Below are 18,823 nucleotides of genomic sequence, written 5' to 3' on the forward strand. Positions count from 1 at the left end.
TAACCCCTCACAAATCCTATAACCCCACCCCAACCCTCCCCTTGTCAGGGGAGGGAGTAACTGCTCCTCCCCTTTTTGAAGGGGGAGGTTGGGAGGGGGTAGCTCCTTCCCCTTAACAAGGGGGAGGGGGTTAACTAACGAGGAAAAAATATGTCCGCACAAAAAGAATTTGAACCGCTCAATATCTGCATCCTGACTGTATCTGACACCCGCAATTTGGAGACCGATACTTCAGGGCAAAAACTGCAGGATTTGCTACTCGCCGCAGGCCACAGACTGCACGACCGCAAACTGGTGATTGACGATATCTACCAAATCCGCGCCGCGCTCTCCAACTGGATTGTCGAACCGCAAGCGCAGGTAGTGTTGATTACCGGCGGCACCGGTTTTGCGGGGCGCGACTCTACAGTGGAGGCAGTCACTCCGTTATTTGATAAAACCGTAGTCGGCTTTGGTGAATTGTTTCGTCAGGTGTCTTTTGAAGAGATTGGCACCTCTACCATTCAATCCCGCGCTACCGCCGGCCTTGCCAATCGCACCCTGATTTTCTGCCTGCCCGGCTCTACCGGCGCTTGCACCACCGCTTGGGAGAAGATCATTAAAGACCAGCTGGATGCCCGCCATCGCCCCTGTAATTTTGTCGGCCAGCTGCGCTTGGCAACTTAAGCCCTCTTTTTGGCGCATATTTTTGGTTTGTGGCACAAAATATTGCACCAATGCTGCGCCAGACGCCATAAACCCCGCTCCCAAATAGGGAGCCGGGCTCATCTTGCATACCAGTTTTTTTATAAAACCCAGTCATCCCGGGGAAGACGCCGGCCAAAACCGGGGCACCGCCTGTAAAAACCAATCAAATAGCATAAATATGATCGAAACATCGCAGCTGGCAAGCTAATTGCTCAGACAGATCATTCTCATGACTAAATGGGACTGCCAAGCGACTTGGCGCTTTTTGATGTATTTATGAGCGTGCCTCCATGAACCACTCCTTACTGTTAGACACCGCTGTGCCCTCGTTGCTGGCCACCATGGATGCGCTAACCCTTGAACCGGATTTCCAATTATTTTTTAAAAAAGCCGCTGCCGCCGTGCGCACACTGCTGGATGCCGATGGCACCGCCCTGATTTTGCTGGATGAAGAAAGCCAGACCTTTGAATACAAATTATTTGAAGGTGAACACCAGCATTTATTGAGTGCCTTCAAAGGCTTCCGCTTCAGTGCAAGCCAGGGTATTTCAGGCCAGGCGCTGGCCAATAAACGCAGTATATTCACCCGCGATTACGCCACCGCGAGCGATGCTATTCCGCAGTTGGTCAACGCCGGTTTGCAATCCAACCTGGTGATTCCGCTTATCTCCTCCGACAAAGTGCTGGGGGTTATCGCCTCCTCCTGGTTTAAACACACCGATAAATGCGCCGAGGTATCGCCCCAACTGCTGGCATTGGCCGAGCGGATTGCCAGCCAAATTGCCGTAGCCTGCCACCGCGAACAGCTGGAAGCCCAGTTGCGCTCGCTGGTGACTATCGACCCACTCACCAAACTGCTCAATCGCCGCGGCATTCTGGACTGCCTGGATCACAGCCTGGAAAACCTGCGTCGCTACCAGCGCGGTTTTGCGTTGTTTTTTATCGATGTCGATGGCCTCAAGGCCGCCAATGACCACTGGGGTCATGAAACTGGCGACCTGCTCTTGCGCGATGTCGCCCAGCGCCTGGGGGATGTGATGCGCAAAGGCGACCAATTAGGGCGTTTAGGCGGCGATGAATTCCTGATTATTGCCGAGTGCGACCAGGCCCATATCGAGTTGCTGGCCAAGCGCTTTTTGCAGGCCTTGCGGGTGCCCTATGGCAGCGGGCGCAAACGCGGGCGACTGAGTGGCAGTATCGGTGTGGTGCTGGCACCACAGGATGGGGAGGACGAAATCAGCTTGATGCGCAAAGCCGACGCCGCCATGTATCTGGCCAAAAGCCAGGGCGGCGACCGCTATCAGCGCGCCTCGGTTAAAGCGACACTACCGCAGGAGCAACTGATTTCCATCGTCGATGTGGAAGGCGCGCTGGAGCGCAGCGAATTGCAGCTCTGGTATCAGCCTATTTGCCACCTGCAGGATTTATCGCTGGTGGGTTTTGAAGCACTGCTGCGCTGGTGCAAGCCCGATGGTGAAGTCATTAGCGCTGGCCCGCTGATCCAGGCCTTTGAAGCGGCCCGTGGCGACCTGGAATACCGTGTAGGCAACTGGGTACTGCGCGAGGCGGCGCGCCAGATGAAACTCTGGAACCGGGGCGATTTTGCACCCGACATTCACATCAATATTTCACCGCGCCACTTTTTGCACCCCTCATTTTTACTGGAGCTGCAAAACCTCTGCGAACGCCACCCGGGGTTTGGCAAAGCGCTCATTATCGAGATTACCGAAACCGCCATGCTGGAGGATTTGGAGCGCGCCAAACGGATTATGCTGCGCTGCCGCGATTTGGGTGCACGTATGGCGGTGGATGATTTTGGCACCGGCTATGCCTCGCTCACTTACATCAAACGCCTGCCGCTGGATATCATCAAAATCGATCGCTCCTTTGTGGCCGACCTGCCCGGCAATCGGGTGGATTGGGATATCACCCAAGGCATTGTCTCCATCGCCCATGCGCTGGGTTTGACGGTGGTGGCGGAAGGTGCTGAAACCTTTGAGCAAATCGGCTGTTTGCGCGAACTGAATTGCGACCAGGTGCAGGGTTATTTTATCCATCGCCCCATGCCATTTAGCGATGCGCAGGGCTGGCTGGATCGCAAAAGCCAGCGCCCAAACGGTGGCATCCACATTAAACCGCTGCATGCAGTCAATGGCCGCAAAACCTCTGCCCTCAACAACAAACTGGTAAGCGCTGCCTGCTTACAGGGCCAATCGCTAGCGCCGGGCCAAACCCTGTCGCCAGAGTTTATGGACCCGCGCTACACCTTGGGCAATCCGCAGCCGCGCTCCGCCTGACATGAAGCGAAGTAGACGAAAGAAATAGAAAAGTGTGAATGGGGGAATCAATAGTGGACGGGCAAGCGCCGCAGCATATCCTGCCGCGCGCTGATCAAATCCTTGTAGGTCTGGATCATGGTGAAATCCACTTTGTTGCCATTGAGTTTTAACTCGGCAAGCTGGCGCTCATAGTCGGAAATTTCACGGATCAATTTATCGCGCATTAAATCTGTGCGATTGACATTAAAATCCGCTTTCAGGTTTTTACTTTGCCGTCTCATTGTTAACACTCCCTAAGAAACACTCATTCTGAGCAATTAAACGCGCCACAAGCGCAGTACGCGCCCAAGCGCCCGTTAAAGGCCAAGCCCTAAGGGGAAGACTAGCGCAGATGCATGGCGGCAACAGTGCGCGACTTAGAATATTTTCTTATCGGCTGCAGGGCAGATTGGTTATAAAAGATACACCTATCCGCGTGGATAGCTGCCAAAGCCCCGGCGCCACTGGGGGGTAATAGGCTGCTTGCTTACACCTTTTGCAGCAACCCGGCCCAATCAAAACGGCAATCACCCAGCGCATAAAAATGTGGGTTGAGGATATCTTCGCGGCTGTTGTACTGGAGCGGGGGCAACCCCACAGTTGCCTCCACCACGGCACCACCCGCCGCTTCCAGCACCGCTTGTGCCGCTGCGGTATCCCACTCGGAGGTGGGCGCGAGGCGCGGGTAAAAATCAGCCAGGCCTTCTGCGATCACACAAAACTTCAGTGAACTGCCCGCGTTGCTGGTTTCAATTGGCCCCGGCCAACGCTGTTTGATGGCATCCAACAAATCCACCGTGGCCTGGGTGCCGTGGCGATGGCTGAGCAAGAGTGTCAGGGGTTGTTGTTGCGCGGCGCGCTCCTGCAAGCTGCGCACCCGAATCGGGTGGGGCGCCTGATCGCCCTGGTATTTCCAGGCGCCAACCCAAGCGGGCTGCTGGGCGCTAAGTACACCGATATAGCCGGTATCGGTGGTGGGTTGGTGCACTATGCCAAGCATGGCGCGGCCGTTATGGATCAGCGCAATATTCACCGTGAACTGGCCATTGCGGGCAATAAATTCCTTGGTGCCATCCAGCGGATCAACCAGCCAGTAGCTGTGCCAGTGCTGGCGGTCGGTAAAATCCGGCAGCTCGGCCTCCTCGGAGATAATCGGCAAATCCAACAGTTGGGGCAGCCCCGCTGCAATCACTGTGTGCGCGGCGGTATCGGCCGCAGTCAGTGGCGATTCATCGGACTTGTGGGTAACGGCAAAACCTTCCTGCTGGTTGTAAACGACCATAATCGCCTCGCCAGCGCGGCGCGCAAGGTCAACCAGTTGCTCAATCAGCTGTAGGCTAATAGGGTTATTGTCCATGGCCAGGAGCCTCCGGTGTCACCAGCGGTGAGTCTACTTGCAGGCGCCCGGCAAGCCACTCGCGCGCCATAAAAAGTGCGGCAATACTGCGGCCCTCACACACATCGGGGCGCATAATCAACTGCAGCAAATCCGCGAGCGGGAAAGGCACCACTTCAATCGGCTCAGGTTCATCGCCTTCAAGGCGCTGCGCGTATAAGTCCCAGGCGAGCACAATATTAATGCCGTGTTCCATATAGGCTGGCGAGAGGTTAATTTTTTTCAGGAACTGCAATTTGCGCGCGCCGTAACCCACCTCTTCCTTCAATTCGCGGTTGGCAGCCTCCAGCAGGCTTTCGCCCTGATCGATGGCGCCTTTGGGTAAAGCGAGGTGGTAATCCTCAATCCCGACCGCATATTCACGCACCAAAAGCACCGTATTTTCATCCAGCAGGGGTACAATAAGCACCGCGCCCGGGCCGCCGGTGCAGAGTTTTTCATAGGTGCGCTCCTCGCCATTGCTAAAGCGCAAGTGGATTTCATCGGCGCGGAACAACCGGCTGCGCGCTACGGTGGCGCGCTTGAAAATACTGGGTTTATTGGGCATAGGCGATAAGGGCAGTCTGAATAAAAGTGGCTAGAGACAATATTATGATCAACTGGGATTTAATAGATACCGTCATGTTGGATATGGATGGTACCTTGTTAGACCTTCACTTCGACAATTTTTTTTGGCTGGATCACCTGCCCCAGCGCTACGCCGAAATTCACAAGGTGGATCTGGCCGAAGCCAATGCCAAATTAAAAAACCACATCCAACAATATGAAGGCACACTGCAGTGGTACTGCCTGGAATTTTGGTCCAAGGCGTTGGATGTAGATATCCCCAGCTTGAAAGAAGAAGTGAAACACAAAATCCAGATTCGCCCGCACGTAGGTGAATTTCTTACGCGCTTGCGCGCACTGGGCAAAAAAGTCCTGCTGGTCACCAATGCTCACCCGCAAAGCCTGTCACTCAAAATGGAAGTGACGCAAATTGATTCGCTACTGGATGTGATTATTTCCTCGCATCAATTTAACGAACCCAAAGAGTCGCAAAAATTTTGGCAGCAGCTGCAAGCGTTTGAGCATTTTGATCCCGAACGCACCCTGTTTATCGACGACACTGTGCGCATTCTCGATTCCGCCAAAACCTTTGGCATTAAATATTTAATTGGCATTCATCAACCCGATAGCCAAATGGAACGGCGCATGGAGCAGTACCCTGCCATTCACCATTTCGATGAAATCATGCCGGACCCAGTTGCTGTATGAGTAAACAAAAACAACTTCACGACGATGAGGATGATGACAAAATCCGCATCGATAAATGGCTCTGGGCCGCACGCTTTTTTAAAACGCGGATGCTCGCCAAGCAGGCGATTGATGGCGGGAAAATCCATTGCGATGGTCAGCGCGTTAAACCCAGCAAAGAAGCACTGGTCGGATTGGAATTAACTATCCGCCAGGATTGGGATGAAAAAACGGTGATCATTAAAGCGCTCTCAGCCCAACGGCGTGGCGCACCGGAAGCGGCGCTACTTTATGAAGAAACCGAGCAGAGTAAAGCCCTGCGCGAAAAACGCGCCGCTGAACGCAAAGCGGGCTTGGGCAGTTTTATTGTGAGCGACCATCGTCCCAACAAAAAAGAACGCCGCCATATTCATCGCTTCCAGCGAATTAATTTGCTGGGCGATAGTGATTAGATTTCATTTTTTGCACTGTTCCGCAGGATGGCAGACAGCCGGTCAAGACACGCCGTAAATCCATCCATGGAGGCTTGTCGTCGACATCCATGTCTCCGACAGTCTTGCCCAACTGTCTGCCACCCTGCTGAGATCTGCGTAATTTTTTAAAGAGATTCCACCATGCCAAGTAACGACTTACTGCACCGCTTTTTATTTGATGACTGCGATATTCGCGGTGAAATTATTACCCTGGGCGATAGCTATCGCGAAGTGCTCAGCCACAATCCACAGGCGCCCGCCATCCATCGCCTGCTGGGTGAATTTCTCGCGGCAGTGGGTTTGTTATCCAGCACCTTAAAATTTGATGGCAAAATTATTTTACAAGCGCGCGGTGACGGTGCCATTTCCACGATTATGGCGGAGTGTAACCATCACAACAGCTTACGTGGCATTGTGCGTTTGCATCCCGAGGCTGAACTAAGCGATGACTTGGCGCAAACGGGCAACCTGCAACAATTACTCGGCAACGGTGTTTTGGTGATTACCATTGAACCCCAGCGCACCGAAAATTTTGGCGGCAAACTCGAACGTCACCAAGGCATAGTGCCGATGGATGCCGACAACCTGGCCGGTTGCCTGGAACATTATTTCCAGCAATCGGAACAGCTCGCGACCCGCATTTGGTTTGCGGCAAATGAAAATACTGTGAGTGGCTTTTTAGTGCAGGCCCTGCCGCAGCAATTAATTACCAATGCTGATGACAACCGCGACAAATGGGAAACCGTTATCGCTCTGGCCGACACCATTAAACAAGAAGAACTATTGGAGCTTGAACACAGCACCGTGCTCTACCGTTTGTTTAACGAACACCCCCTGCGTTTGTTTGAACCCAAAGCCCTGCACTTTGCGTGCAGCTGCTCACGCGAGCGCAGCGCCAGTGCATTATTATCTATTGGAAAAGAGGAGGTAGAAGAGCTGCTGGTAGAGCGCGGCAGTATTGATATCGACTGCCAATTCTGCAACCAGCATTATCATTTTGCTGCCGATGAAATTCGTCAGTTGTTAGGCGGAAATGTATTGCATTAAAACCGTTTTTTTAGCGCTCGGGCAATTGTCTGCCCGAGCGCCTGATTAAAAAGTCAGGCATTAAATTAAATAATCAAACAAAAATATCTAACACCAACACACCCATCAGCCCCACCACACCCACAATAGTTTCCATCAGCGTCCAGGATTTAAACGTGTCCTTGATGCTTAAATTAAAATATTCCTTGTACATCCAAAAACCCGAATCATTCACGTGGGAGCACATCAAGCTGCCTGCGCCAATTGCCAGCACCATCAAGTTGGGGTCGGCGCCAGTGAGTGGAATAATTGGCGCAACTATACCCGCCGCAGTTAAACCGGCGACTGTGGCGGAACCCAAGGCGATGCGGATAATAGTGGCGATCAACCAAGCCAAAACCAGTGGGTTGAGTGCAACGGTCTTTAGCGAATAAGCCAGCTGCTCACTCACACCACTCTCCACCATCACTTGTTTAAGCGCACCTGCGCCCGCAACAATTAATAAAATCACCGCAATATCTTTTATCGCATCGCCATAAATGGCCATCACTCGCGCCATACTCATGCCGCGTTTTATACCCAGCGTATAAGTGGCAAGTGCAAGCGCAATCAATAGCACAATCATCGAATTGCTAAGCAACTGTACCCAGGGCGTTTGCGCTATGGCACCCGGCAATAAATAAATAGCAAGGCTGGACAAGGCGATCATCACTACCGGTAAGAGTGATGTAAAAAAACTGTTGGCAATACCGGGTAGTTGATCGGAAGGTAAATCGGTAGGCTCGAATGTAGCAAGCGGTGTACTGCGAATATTTTTTAATCGCGCGCTGAAAATCGGGCCAGCGATAATCATGGTGGGGATGGCAACAATAATTCCATAAAATAATGTTGTGCCCATATCAGCACCAAATTGCGGAATGAGTGCAACTGGCGAGGGATGCGGCGGCAAGAAACCGTGGGTTACTGACAGCGCGGCGAGCAGCGGAATACCCAAATAAACCGCGGGCAATTTGGTTTGGTACATCACCGAAAAAACCAAGGGCACCAGCAACACAAAACCCACGTTATAAAACAGTGGCAAGCCCACAATAAAACCGGTCAGCATGAGCGCCCAGGTAATATATTTTTTACCGCACCAGCGCATTAAGCTGCTGCTGATTTGCTGCGCCGCACCGGATTCTGCCACCAGCTTTCCAAACATGGCACCCACACACAAAATGACAGCCAGCGAGCCAAGAATACTGCCAATACCGGTTTCAATAACACCGGGGATTTTTTCCAGCGGAATACCCAGCATAACGGCGGCGGCAATGGATGAAACCAAAAACGCCAGAAAGGGGTTCAGTTTTACGCCGGTGATTAATATCACCAGAATCAGAATGGCAATCACAACAGCGGCTATGGCCATGAAGTCTCCTTTTTATTTATTGATTATTTTTAGATTAACTTGAGCTGCTAGAGCGAGTTGAATTTCAAGTTGCTGTTTGAGACACGCCGTAAATCCATCCCTGGAGGCTTGTCGTCGGCATCCATGCCTCCGACAGTCTCAAACAGCAACTTGAACTTCACCTCTTGTCACTTCGATAAAAAGTTATACCAATAACTAAACGCCAGTTACAGTTTGCGCGCCCTGAACTTGCGCCCTTTTAGTTTCCCTTGGCTCAACTGTTCCAGGGCAACGCGGGCGATAGATTTATCCACCGCCACATAGGTCGCAAAATCAAACACATCAATCTTGCCAATTTTTTCAAAAGGTAAACCGGCATCCTTGGTTAAGGCGCCGATAATATCACCGGGGCGCAATTTATCTTTTTTACCGCCATCAATATTCAGCGTCACCATAGTCACTTCCGGCATGGATTTTTTATCCGCGACTGGCAATGACTCCAGTGTGATTGACTGCTTCATGTAATCTTCAAGGCGATTAATTTTGTGCACTTCTTTTTGCACCACTAAATTTAACGCCAAGCCTGATTCACCCGCGCGCCCGGTGCGACCAATGCGATGCACATGCACTTCACTGTCGCGCGCTAAATCGACATTGATCACTGCATCCAAACCTTTGACATCAATGCCGCGCGCCGCTACGTCGGTAGCAATTAATACTGAACAACTTTTGTTGGCAAAACGCACCAACACTTGATCGCGCTCTTTTTGTTCCAAATCACCGTGTAATGCCAAGGCATTTACACCTTGCTTGCGCAAATATTCCAGTAATTCATCGCAGCTTAATTTGGTGTTGCAAAACGCAATCGAACTTGCGGGTTGAAAATGTGCAAGCAGCGCAAGCACAGCGGGGTAGATTTCTTCATCGCTGCGCAATTCATAAAAATGCTGTTCTATGTGGGTTTCGCTGTGGATGGATTCCACCGCAATCATCTGCGGATCACGCTGGCAGCGCGCGCTGATTTTTTGAATATTGTCGGGGTAAGTTGCGGAAAACAATAAGGTCTGGCGCTCGGTATTGCAGGCATCCAGTACAGTGTCTATATCCTCGGCAAACCCCATTTCCAACATGCGGTCAGCTTCATCCAACACCAGTTGGTTAATGGTATCCAGCTTCAAAGTGCCTTTGCGAATATGATCGACAATACGCCCCGGTGTGCCCACCACAATATGCGCACCGCGCTCCAGTGAACCGATTTGCGGGCCAATGGATACACCGCCGCACAGTGTTAACACTTTTACATTGTGCGTGAGGCGCGCGAGGCGACGAATTTCTTTAGCCACCTGATCCGCTAATTCGCGTGTAGGACAAAGCACCAAGGCCTGCACGCCAAAAAAACGCACGTTTAATTTTTCTAACAGGGCGATACCAAAAGCGGCCGTTTTACCGCTGCCGGTTTTGGCTTTGGCAATGACATCGCGCCCCGCCAATACCAGCGGCAGGCTTTGTGCCTGAATGGGTGTCATTTCGTGGTAACCCAGGGATTCCAGGTTGGCCAGCATGTCCGCACTGAGCGGTAAATTGGAAAATGCAGTTGAATTCACAAGCGACTCTTTGAGGTAGGAACCAACATGGCGCTATCACCGTGTTGGTCGTGTAACTAATAGATATGCGCCGCAGAATACCAGTAAAATCCACCCAAGTCGCCCATCCCCAGGAGCGGCACAAGAATCGATTTCGCTTCTTCCTTTATCAGTTTCTTCGCCCATCAATAGTTTCAGGTTATCTATGCGTGCGCTTTATCGCTCAACTTTTTTGACGTTTTTACCCTATCTGGCGGCGGTTTCAGGGCTGTGGTTCAGCATTGTCATTAGCGCTATGGCAGCGACCGAAAATCCTGCAGCGACCACAGCTAAAAATTGGGAGTTAGGCCTGGGGCTGGGCGCCGTAGGCGGGCCGGATTATCGCGGCTCGGACGAATACCGCAGTTTTATTAGCCCCATCCCCTACTTTATCTATCGCGGAAAATACATTCGCTCGGATCGCGAAGGTGTGCGCGGCAATTTTTTGCGCACCGATCAATATGAATTTACGCTCAGCGCCAGTGCATCTATTACACCGGAAACCGAAAAAAACACCCTGCGCCAAGGCATGCCGGAATTGGGTTCCACCCTGGAGCTGGGACCTTCATTTAATTTCAATTTAACTGGCGAAGATTTTAGTCGAGGCTGGCATTTGCAATTGCCCTGGCGCGCCGTTTTTGCGATTGGTGCCGATGAATCGGGCTACTTGGGAACACTGGTACAACCACAGCTGGTGTATCGCACCAAATTTTCACACTGGACATTTAATTATCGCGCCGGCATTACTTTTGCCAGCAACGATTACCACGATTACTACTACCGCGTAGCCGCTGAATATGTCACGGCAGATCGCGCGGAGTTTAATGCGCGCGCAGGTTACAGCGGCTGGAATAATAATTTTTCTTTTAGCCGTCAATTGTCGCTGCAAGGTATTAATACTCGCCTCGCCTTGTTTGTTCGCTACGACAATATTGAGCATAGCGATATTACTGACAGCCCGCTGGTAGTGGAAAACCACAGCCTGCGCGGCGGCATTGCGTTTATTTGGGTAATTAAATAAAGCGGAAATAATTGCTGCAACTAACAAACGCAACACAGCATTACAAACGCCTCAAAATACCCAGCGTTTTGACTAAAGGCATAGCCTCAAACAAACCTGACGCCTGCGCAAGTTGCCAAATCTCAAATGGCGGGCGGCCACCATCAGCAGGGTTGGGGAAAACATCGTGAATCGCGAGCAGGCCGCCGCGCACCACATGGGGTGCCCAGCAGCGATAATCGGTGAGCGCGGCCTCCATACTGTGGCCGCCATCAATAAACACCATTCCCAGCGGCGTATTCCAATAGCGCGCGGCTAATGCCGAGGGCGCCACAATCGGCACCACCGTATTTTCCAGTTGTGCGCGTGCAAGGGTGGTGCGAAATTCGCGAAAACTATCCATGCGCCCCTGCTGCGCATCAAACAGTTGCGGGTCGTGATATTCCTCGCCCAATTGATGCTCTTCCGAACCGCGATGGTGATCTACCGCAAACAACAGCGTATTTTTTTGCTCGCAGGCACGCCCTAAATACACGGTGGATTTTCCGCAATAACTGCCAATCTCCAAACAGGGGCCAAGTGCTGCGCTGGTGAGCGCAGCGTCAAATAACGCAGCGCCTTCTTGCGCATCCAAAAAACCTTTCACGGTTTCTATATCAACACCCAAACTTTGCATTGGCAGCATAATGTTTCTCACCCATAATCAAGGCCGGCATTCTAACAGAGCTAATTCATAAACTATTGCCGATTTTACAACCTTGGCAACCGACTTTACTGCGATAAAATTTATGCGCCGCAGCACAACACCCTATTGGATCAAAACCATTTATAAACGCATCAATCATTGGTACGTGCGCCGTTTTATTGCACCGCAATTTGATAGTTTAGGCAGCATTCCCGAAGTCGCTCATCCGCGCAGCCTGGTTATTTTTGGTCGCAATATTCACTTGGGAAAATTTGCACAAATTATTTGCGCAAGCGACAACTGCATTCGTTTTACCACCTGGCCAAGCAAACAGGCCAATGCGGAAATTCGCATTGGTGATTATTGTTTGATTTCTCCCGGTGTGCGTATTTCCGCCGCGCAATCCATCCACATTGGCGACAACTGTATGCTCGCTGCAAAAGTCACCATTAGCGATAGCGATTGGCACGGTATTTATAACCGCATTCGCCCGTTTCGCTGCACCAAACCGGTAGTGATTGAAAATAATGTCTGGCTGGGCGAAAGCGTTATTGTCACTAAAGGTGTGCGCATTGGCGAAAACTCAGTGGTTGGCACTGGCGCCGTGGTCACTAAAGATATTCCCGCTAATTGTATCGCCGCCGGCAATCCGGCGCGGGTCATTAAAACCATTAACCCCAATCGTCGCATGTTAAAGCGCGAATTGTTATTTAAAGATCCCGAACATTATTTTTATAATCAGGATCAGCTAGATAAATTAATGTTGGGTAACAACGGTTGGCGGGATTGGTTGCGCAGCGTGATCAAACCCAATCGGTTTGACTAACATCCGGGGCTTAATATTTTTCTCGCACTCATCTTATTATTGATCTACTTCAAAAACGAAAAAGGCCGCATCAGCGGCCTCATTCAAACACTCGATAGATCAGTGAAAACGACAATCTTTTAATACCAGTTTACTCGGGCTGCCCTGCCAATAGTGATCAACTGTACCGGTTAATTTTGCAAACTCACCCTCTTGTAATTTTGCTGCCCGGGCGCGATCTTCAGGCGCCATGCGACACACAATCGGCGGCCAGAACATAGACTCTTTGGTGTCCAGTGTTTCAAAGATACTGTTGCGATCAATAGTCACCTTGTACCACAACTCGATAGTGCCATCATTTTCCAGCGGTGTGCCGACAGTGCCATCCAGCAGATAGCGTTTGCCTTTGTAGTGCGCGGTAATCATTTCGGCCGTTTTGCGTTTAGCCATGCGATAAATATCTTTCGCCAACCAACGGGGCTGAATTTCTACCAGCGGCTCAGGGACAATCGCCGCACGCGCAGCGGCGGCAATTTTTTCGCCTTCCACACCGGTTTTGATACGCGCAATCATGCCGCACATACCCTTGCGAATATCCTCAGGTTTAGCCACTGTGCGCCGGTTCAAGCGAGTGTTAATACTTACGTCTGCCGAGGTGCCTTTGTTTGCCGCAGTCAAATAAATCAGGAAAGGATGACGGCCATTTTTTTGCTCAATCGTCAGCGTTCCCTGCGCCGCGTCAAGTTCCTCACCTAACACGTTAAAACCATCGGCAAGTGCAATAGCGCGCAACTGCCCCAATGCGCTGGATGCATTCAAGTTAGCGATATTAATGTTGGTAGAAAATTCCGCGCCGTTGCGCGGGTCGCCCTCTGCGCGAAAATTATTTTCGCAGGTATTTGCAGTTACCCAAGAGGATGCGACCAAACAGAATACTGTCGTTATTGTGCGTATAGTGTTCATGGGGATTTCCTTAATCTACTCATTTTTTGGCGAACCTAATAACCTAATACCGGAGTTTTACTTTAAATTGAGCAATCCTGGCGAGTTGTTAAAAAATGTATTTATTGCCGCAAAACTATTGAACCGCCAAACGCAGCAATGCGGCCACCGAAATGGCATCGGTAATTTCACCGCGCAATACCATGTTAATCGCCTCCTGTAACGGCAACTTTTTCACCTCAATATCTTCTGTTGCTTCCAGCTGCTGGGTTCCTGCAAATAATTCACGCGCGACAAACACCACACAAAATTCATCTGTCACTGAATTGGATAAATGCATGGTCATTAGCTGCTGCCAAGTGCGCGCTTGCATACCCACTTCTTCTTCCAATTCGCGCTTTGCTGCTTCCAGTGGGCTTTCACCCTGCGGGCACCCGCCCTCGGGAATCTCCCAGGTGTATTGATCAAGGCTGTAGCGACTTTGTTTGACCAGCCAGGTATTGCCCTGATCATCAATAGGCACAACACCAATTGCCGTATTTTTAAAATGCACCACACCGTAAATACCATCGGTGCCTTTGGGAGTTATCACTTCATTATGGGTGACGCTGATCCAAGGGTTTTCATAAACAACCGCAGAAGTTTTGGTTTTCCAGCCACCGGTTTTCTGGTTGATATATTTTTCACTCATGACCTTGATCCGAATTAACAATAAAATATTTTTTACACATCAATTAGTGCAGGCGGTGTGGGTCCAGCTCGACCTGAGTTATATGCTTGCCGAGCATCACCACCCGCCCAAAATAACGATCTCCACCAGTGACGGTGAATTCAAAATAAAATGCGCGCCACAGCGACAATACGCCTTGTGCATTGCGCTTAAACCAAATGCGACGCAAGTAGATTGTTTCATCCAACAATTGCACCTGCATTTCTTCGCAGCGTTTTTGTGCCGCGGCAAAGGCGCGCTCTTTTACCAGCAAAGCACCACGCCAGTAATAAACAGTCAGAATAATTAAGGTCAGCCAGAGAATGGATTGTAAATCGAACATGAAAAAAGCCGGCGCACATAACAGCTAGTCTGTATGTCTGCGAAAAGAGGAAGGAACTTTGGCGCAATAAACTGTAGCCAAGCCACTGGGCTAAAACTAACGACCGTCAAAAAAACAATCTCGCCAAAAACAATCTCGCTAAAAAAACAAAGGGTGATTGATCACTCAATCACCCTTTTTGAAAAACCAACTCATCTTAAAGAGGAGTTACGTTTTCAGCTTGTGGACCTTTTTGACCTTGGGTCACTTCAAAAGTCACTTTTTGACCTTCTTTCAAAGTCTTACGGCCTGAACCGTTGATTGCACGGAAGTGTACAAACACATCTGCACCACCTTCACGCTCAATAAAACCGTAACCTTTGTCATCGTTGAACCACTTAACAACACCAGAGACTAGATCTGACATAGTTTCCTCATCTTGCATCTAAAACGTCAGCGCAGCTGACCGAACAAAAAAACCGACTTTACTAAAAGCCAGAGTGAAATAGCTTGAAATAAAGCTATTGCTCAGGTCGTGGTACGTCCAAGTGTCTTGAGCAAGTGTTGTCTTACAAAAGCCTAGTCTTGGTGCGGATCTCAATCTGTAGCAAACCAAAATTAAAGCACTTGGATATTGGGAGTCAAGCGCTTATCGGCGAAATTAGCGATTATCGCCACTTTTTGTAATGGTGTGTAACGAGCACCCATTTATTCGGGCATATTGCGGTTTATCTCGTCATTTTTGCCATTATTTTGTGCAGATTTACTTGCTGCTTTACCCAGGGTTTCGTGCAAAAACAGTGCAACCGGAATCAAAACGAACCCCAGGATCATGACCTGACGTTTTATCGCTTGAAACTCATAACCCTGCTTGGATAATTGGTAACACGCCAGTGCCCAAGCCGCTGCCGCAAAATAACCCCAGCGTTTGTGCTGATATACCCCCCAGGCAATCAGGGCAGTAACCACCGCTAAAAATAATCCATAAACATTGGCGAATGAAATAAAACCGCAAACTGCAGCGATTAATATCAGCAGCAGAATTACATTTAATAGCTTTGCGACAATTAGTATTTTTGACATAAACAAATTCACTCTAGTGTTACTTTTTTACACCGCTCAATCCGAACTGTGTTTATCTTTGCCGCGCCAGGTTTGATATTTTTTGTGTACGCCACGCGTAAATGACTGGGAGTAATCCTCCAGTAAATCCACGCCCACCAATACCGCAATCACAACCAGCGATAATTTAATCGCCACCAGATTAAAACCTATCGCAATTACAACCCCGATAGATGCCAGCGCCCAGATTGTTGCGGCGGAGGTGACGCCCAATACAAAACCATCCCGCGCCAGCATGACACCGGCACCCAAAAAACCGATCCCGGTAATAACTTGCCCAATGATGCGCGATGGATCGGTAACCACTTTTTCCGGTCCGGAAAAATGCGAGGCGGCAAACAGCGAGGCGGCGATAAACAAATAGGTACCCAAAGTAATTAACGACGAGGTGCGAATACCCACCGGCTTACCGCGCAGCTGCCGCTCTATACCGATGATGGTGCCGCACAAAATAGCGGTGCCAATAGAGGCCCACTCAAATGGTTGCACACTAAATATGGTGTTCCAATCCAAGCTCATAACCAGTATCCACCCAATATCCGCACGGCGCCGCTACACGCCCAACGCCGTGTTGATAATTACTTTTTTAATAGCCTGTACCGAGTTTAGCTGGCGCATGCCGGTGTTGCGCAACCAGTTCACGGCCAGCGAACGACTGCCAAATAAATGCTTAAACGCCTCCATTGCCGACATCATGCCAAGGTTGGCGGCAAGCCGCTGGCGCTGGTAGCGGCGCAGAATGGAGTAATCGCCCAGCGGCAGGTCGCGCGCCAACGCACGCTCCAACTCCTGGCTCAAAGCGATAACGTCCAGTAAGCCCAGGTTAACGCCCTGACCGGCAAGTGGGTGAATGTTGTGAGCCGCATCGCCTACCAAGGCGATACCTGGCTGTATGTAGGAAGTGGCATGGCGCTGGCGCAGCGGAATGGCGTAGCGTTTGTCACAGCTAATCACCTTGCCAAGGCGCGCCTCAAAAGCAGCGGTCAACCGCGTGCAAAACGCCTCATCATCCAATGCCATTAGCGCTTGCGCCAGGTCGTCTTCAGCCGACCAAACAATGGAACATTGGTGGCTATCACCATGCTGTTGGAGCGGCAAAAATGCCAGGGGGCCGGTGTGCATAAACCGCTGCCAGGCGGTAAACTCATGGGATTTTTCTGTGCGCACCGTGGTGATAATAGCCTGTTGGCCGTAGTCCCATTCACGCGTTGCAAAACCCGCCAATTCACGCACTTGCGACTTGGCTCCGTCTGCCGCGATTAATAAGCTCGCGCTAATTTCCGCACCGCTGGTCAATTGCACTCTGGTGCGTGGATACTGGGGCTGTGCAGGAATAATCCGGGCAACAGCAGCCGGTTGGATCAGTTGGATGTTGGGCAGCTGCGCCATACGCGCGCGCAATTGTTTGACGATTACCGAGTTTTCAACAATGTGGCCAAGGTGCGATTGCTGTACATCCGCGCAATCAAATTCAATAGCCGCTGTGCCTTCACCATCCCACACTTTCATTTCGCGATAGGCACACAAACGCTGCGCCACAATGCCCTGCCAACAGCCTATATCCGTTAATAATTGTTGCGATGCATGGGTGAGCGCAACGACACGCGGATCAAAATGCTCGCCGGAAAATTCGTCTAGTTGATTACCACTTTCAATCACCGCAATACGCAGCGCCTGCGCAGCCTCTGTTTGCGCAACGGCACAAGCCAGTGATGCACCCACCAATCCCGCACCGACGATAACCAAATCAAAATCGGTGTTATCGGTGTGCGTTTTAACCGCCGCCGATTCACCGCCATTCATAGTTGCCTGATGACTTGCTGTCGCAGTATTTGCTTCATCCAATTTCCAGCGAAATTGACGGCCAGCGGTGCCCATGGTTTGCGCCACAAATTGCTGTTTAATGAAGGGGATGGACTCCAGGCTCAATAAACCCAAATGACGCAGGGCGATAAAAGGCAAATAGTCGCTGGAAAACAGGCGCACTAATTTATCGCTAAATTCCACGGTGATTTGCTGATCGAGCGTTTGCCTGTGCAAATAGTTTTGCAACACCGCCAAATCGCCGGGATTTTTTTGTTGTGCGATTGCCTCGCGCAGGGTTTCTACCAAACACACACAATCGCGCAATGCGAGGTTAAAACCCTGACCGGCCACCGGATGTAAAAAATGCGCGGCATTGCCCAGCAGCACTAAATGTGAACGAATTTGTTCCTCGGCGAGAACCAACTGCAAAGAATAGGCGTAACGCGCTGCAACTCGCTTGAAATGCCCAACACGGAAACCGAAACGCTGCTGTAGTTGCGCAAGAAAATCGGCATCGCTCAAGGCGAGTATGTCATCGGCCTGTGATGAGGGTAATGTCCATACCAATGCCGACTGCTGCGCATGCACTGATTCACCCAGCGGCAGCAGTGCCAGCGGGCCTTGATCGGTAAACCGCTCGTAGGCGATACCTTGATGGGGTTCGGAAAATTCGACATTGGTGATAATCGCAGTCTGGCCATAGGCGCGCGTTTGTGTGCCTATGCCCAGCGCGCTGCGCAGCGGTGAATCGCCGCCATCAGCCACGACGGCCAGCGCGGTTTTTAGATAAAAATCTTGTTTATTGGCGATTACGCTGAGCAGTGCACCATCTTGCTGGGGCGTTAAACCGGTAACAACTGAAGCAGCAAAACATTGAATATTTTTTTGCGCCTGCACCTGCGCCAGCAACACTTTACCAAGCCAGGCGTTTTCCACCACATAACCAACGGCATCCAAATTATTTTCAGCAGCATCTATAACACCACCGAGAAAATGACCGCGATCAGATACATGCACCTGCGTGATAGGCGTGATGTGTTGCTGCAAGGTTTGCCACAAACCCAACTCGCGCAGCACCTTGGCACTGCCGTAAGAGAGCGCGGTAGAACGCGCATCAAAACTCGGTTGAAAATGCAGCTCGTCGGCCTGCGCAAAGGGCTGGGCTTCAATCAGAGCGATGCGCAACTGCGGCTGGCTCGCCGCCAACAAACTGGCAAGGCTAGTACCCACCATGCCGCCGCCGATAATGGCGATATCACATTCAATGGTTTGCAACATAGGCAGAAAACA

The 18,823-nt window shown here is 50.7% G+C and carries 20 protein-coding genes; 7 read left to right on the forward strand and 13 right to left on the reverse strand.

All coding sequences use genetic code 11. The features are described from left to right. Positions 1-150 precede the first annotated feature (150 nt). Both moaB and ACFODX_RS02655 read left to right on the forward strand, forming a co-directional pair. Positions 151-666, forward strand: coding sequence for a molybdenum cofactor biosynthesis protein B (moaB, locus tag ACFODX_RS02650; protein WP_378115782.1), 516 nt, complete (start codon positions 151-153; stop codon positions 664-666). A 311-nt stretch (positions 667-977) separates the two neighbouring features. After that, complete coding sequence (locus tag ACFODX_RS02655; RefSeq protein ID WP_378115784.1) at positions 978-2,984, forward strand: putative bifunctional diguanylate cyclase/phosphodiesterase; 2,007 nt, start codon at positions 978-980, stop codon at positions 2,982-2,984. A 47-nt stretch (positions 2,985-3,031) separates the two neighbouring features. Here the strand turns inward: ACFODX_RS02655 and ACFODX_RS02660 are convergent, their stop codons facing one another. The 3 genes from ACFODX_RS02660 to nudE form a co-directional block, all read right to left on the reverse strand. Continuing rightward, complete coding sequence (locus tag ACFODX_RS02660; RefSeq protein ID WP_168172450.1) at positions 3,032-3,247, reverse strand: hypothetical protein; 216 nt, start codon at positions 3,245-3,247, stop codon at positions 3,032-3,034. 245 nt (positions 3,248-3,492) lie between these two features. Further along, positions 3,493-4,362 carry a 3'(2'),5'-bisphosphate nucleotidase CysQ gene (cysQ, locus tag ACFODX_RS02665; protein ID WP_378115787.1) on the reverse strand — a complete coding sequence of 290 codons (870 nt, stop codon included), beginning with the start codon at positions 4,360-4,362 and terminating at the stop codon, positions 3,493-3,495. Then, a complete protein-coding gene (gene nudE, locus ACFODX_RS02670; protein WP_378115789.1) occupies positions 4,352-4,948 on the reverse strand; it encodes an ADP compounds hydrolase NudE in 597 nt (198 codons plus the stop codon). The genes cysQ and nudE overlap by 11 nt, the downstream gene beginning before the upstream one ends. A gap of 44 nt (positions 4,949-4,992) precedes the next feature. On the opposite strand from nudE, the gene yrfG reads away from it, so the two are divergent. The 3 genes from yrfG (at position 4,993) to hslO (ending at position 7,154) form a co-directional block, all read left to right on the forward strand. Continuing rightward, a complete protein-coding gene (yrfG, locus tag ACFODX_RS02675; protein ID WP_378115791.1) occupies positions 4,993-5,655 on the forward strand; it encodes a GMP/IMP nucleotidase in 663 nt (220 codons plus the stop codon). Continuing rightward, complete coding sequence (locus ACFODX_RS02680; RefSeq protein WP_378115793.1) at positions 5,652-6,086, forward strand: RNA-binding S4 domain-containing protein; 435 nt, start codon at positions 5,652-5,654, stop codon at positions 6,084-6,086. The genes yrfG and ACFODX_RS02680 overlap by 4 nt, the downstream gene beginning before the upstream one ends. 162 nt (positions 6,087-6,248) lie before the next feature. Continuing rightward, positions 6,249-7,154, forward strand: coding sequence for an Hsp33 family molecular chaperone HslO (gene hslO / locus ACFODX_RS02685; RefSeq protein WP_378115795.1), 906 nt, complete (start codon positions 6,249-6,251; stop codon positions 7,152-7,154). Between the two features lie 73 nt (positions 7,155-7,227). Here hslO and ACFODX_RS02690 read toward each other — a convergent pair whose 3' ends face one another. Together ACFODX_RS02690 and dbpA are read right to left on the reverse strand one after the other, a co-directional pair. Further along, positions 7,228-8,541 carry a gluconate:H+ symporter gene (locus ACFODX_RS02690; RefSeq protein WP_378115797.1) on the reverse strand — a complete coding sequence of 438 codons (1,314 nt, stop codon included), beginning with the start codon at positions 8,539-8,541 and terminating at the stop codon, positions 7,228-7,230. Between the two features lie 206 nt (positions 8,542-8,747). Next, positions 8,748-10,124 carry an ATP-dependent RNA helicase DbpA gene (gene dbpA / locus ACFODX_RS02695; RefSeq protein WP_378115799.1) on the reverse strand — a complete coding sequence of 459 codons (1,377 nt, stop codon included), beginning with the start codon at positions 10,122-10,124 and terminating at the stop codon, positions 8,748-8,750. Between the two features lie 184 nt (positions 10,125-10,308). On the opposite strand from dbpA, the gene ACFODX_RS02700 reads away from it, so the two are divergent. Continuing rightward, positions 10,309-11,163, forward strand: a complete 855-nt coding sequence (locus ACFODX_RS02700; RefSeq protein WP_378115801.1) for a MipA/OmpV family protein — start codon at positions 10,309-10,311, stop codon at positions 11,161-11,163. 40 nt (positions 11,164-11,203) lie between these two features. Here the strand turns inward: ACFODX_RS02700 and ACFODX_RS02705 are convergent, their stop codons facing one another. After that, the gene (locus ACFODX_RS02705; RefSeq protein WP_378115802.1) at positions 11,204-11,827 is read right to left on the reverse strand and encodes a class I SAM-dependent methyltransferase; all 624 of its coding nucleotides are present in this window, start codon (positions 11,825-11,827) and stop codon (positions 11,204-11,206) included. Between the two features lie 103 nt (positions 11,828-11,930). Between ACFODX_RS02705 and ACFODX_RS02710 the strand changes: the two genes are divergently transcribed. Further along, the gene (locus tag ACFODX_RS02710; protein WP_378115804.1) at positions 11,931-12,653 is read left to right on the forward strand and encodes an acyltransferase; all 723 of its coding nucleotides are present in this window, start codon (positions 11,931-11,933) and stop codon (positions 12,651-12,653) included. 99 nt (positions 12,654-12,752) lie between these two features. On the opposite strand, the gene ACFODX_RS02715 is transcribed toward ACFODX_RS02710, so the two are convergent. The 7 genes from ACFODX_RS02715 to ubiH all read right to left on the reverse strand — a co-directional run bounded on the left by ACFODX_RS02715 (position 12,753) and on the right by ubiH (position 18,811). After that, on the reverse strand, positions 12,753-13,595 hold the full coding sequence (locus ACFODX_RS02715) for a hypothetical protein (RefSeq protein ID WP_378115806.1): 843 nt from the start codon (positions 13,593-13,595) through the stop codon (positions 12,753-12,755). A 115-nt stretch (positions 13,596-13,710) separates the two neighbouring features. Then, on the reverse strand, positions 13,711-14,265 hold the full coding sequence (locus ACFODX_RS02720) for an NUDIX domain-containing protein (protein WP_378115808.1): 555 nt from the start codon (positions 14,263-14,265) through the stop codon (positions 13,711-13,713). 43 nt (positions 14,266-14,308) lie between these two features. Next, positions 14,309-14,626, reverse strand: a complete 318-nt coding sequence (locus ACFODX_RS02725; RefSeq protein ID WP_378115810.1) for a DUF3301 domain-containing protein — start codon at positions 14,624-14,626, stop codon at positions 14,309-14,311. 196 nt (positions 14,627-14,822) lie between these two features. Next, positions 14,823-15,032, reverse strand: coding sequence for a cold-shock protein (locus ACFODX_RS02730; protein ID WP_324256977.1), 210 nt, complete (start codon positions 15,030-15,032; stop codon positions 14,823-14,825). A 281-nt stretch (positions 15,033-15,313) separates the two neighbouring features. Further along, positions 15,314-15,688, reverse strand: coding sequence for a hypothetical protein (locus tag ACFODX_RS02735; RefSeq protein ID WP_378115813.1), 375 nt, complete (start codon positions 15,686-15,688; stop codon positions 15,314-15,316). 36 nt (positions 15,689-15,724) lie between these two features. After that, complete coding sequence (locus tag ACFODX_RS02740) at positions 15,725-16,246, reverse strand: MgtC/SapB family protein (RefSeq protein WP_378115815.1); 522 nt, start codon at positions 16,244-16,246, stop codon at positions 15,725-15,727. Between the two features lie 33 nt (positions 16,247-16,279). Continuing rightward, the gene (ubiH, locus tag ACFODX_RS02745; protein ID WP_378115817.1) at positions 16,280-18,811 is read right to left on the reverse strand and encodes a 2-octaprenyl-6-methoxyphenyl hydroxylase; all 2,532 of its coding nucleotides are present in this window, start codon (positions 18,809-18,811) and stop codon (positions 16,280-16,282) included. Positions 18,812-18,823 lie beyond the last annotated feature (12 nt).

It is taken from the genome of Cellvibrio fontiphilus (genome assembly GCF_042646205.1).
GTDB lineage: Bacteria > Pseudomonadota > Gammaproteobacteria > Pseudomonadales > Cellvibrionaceae > Cellvibrio > Cellvibrio fontiphilus_A.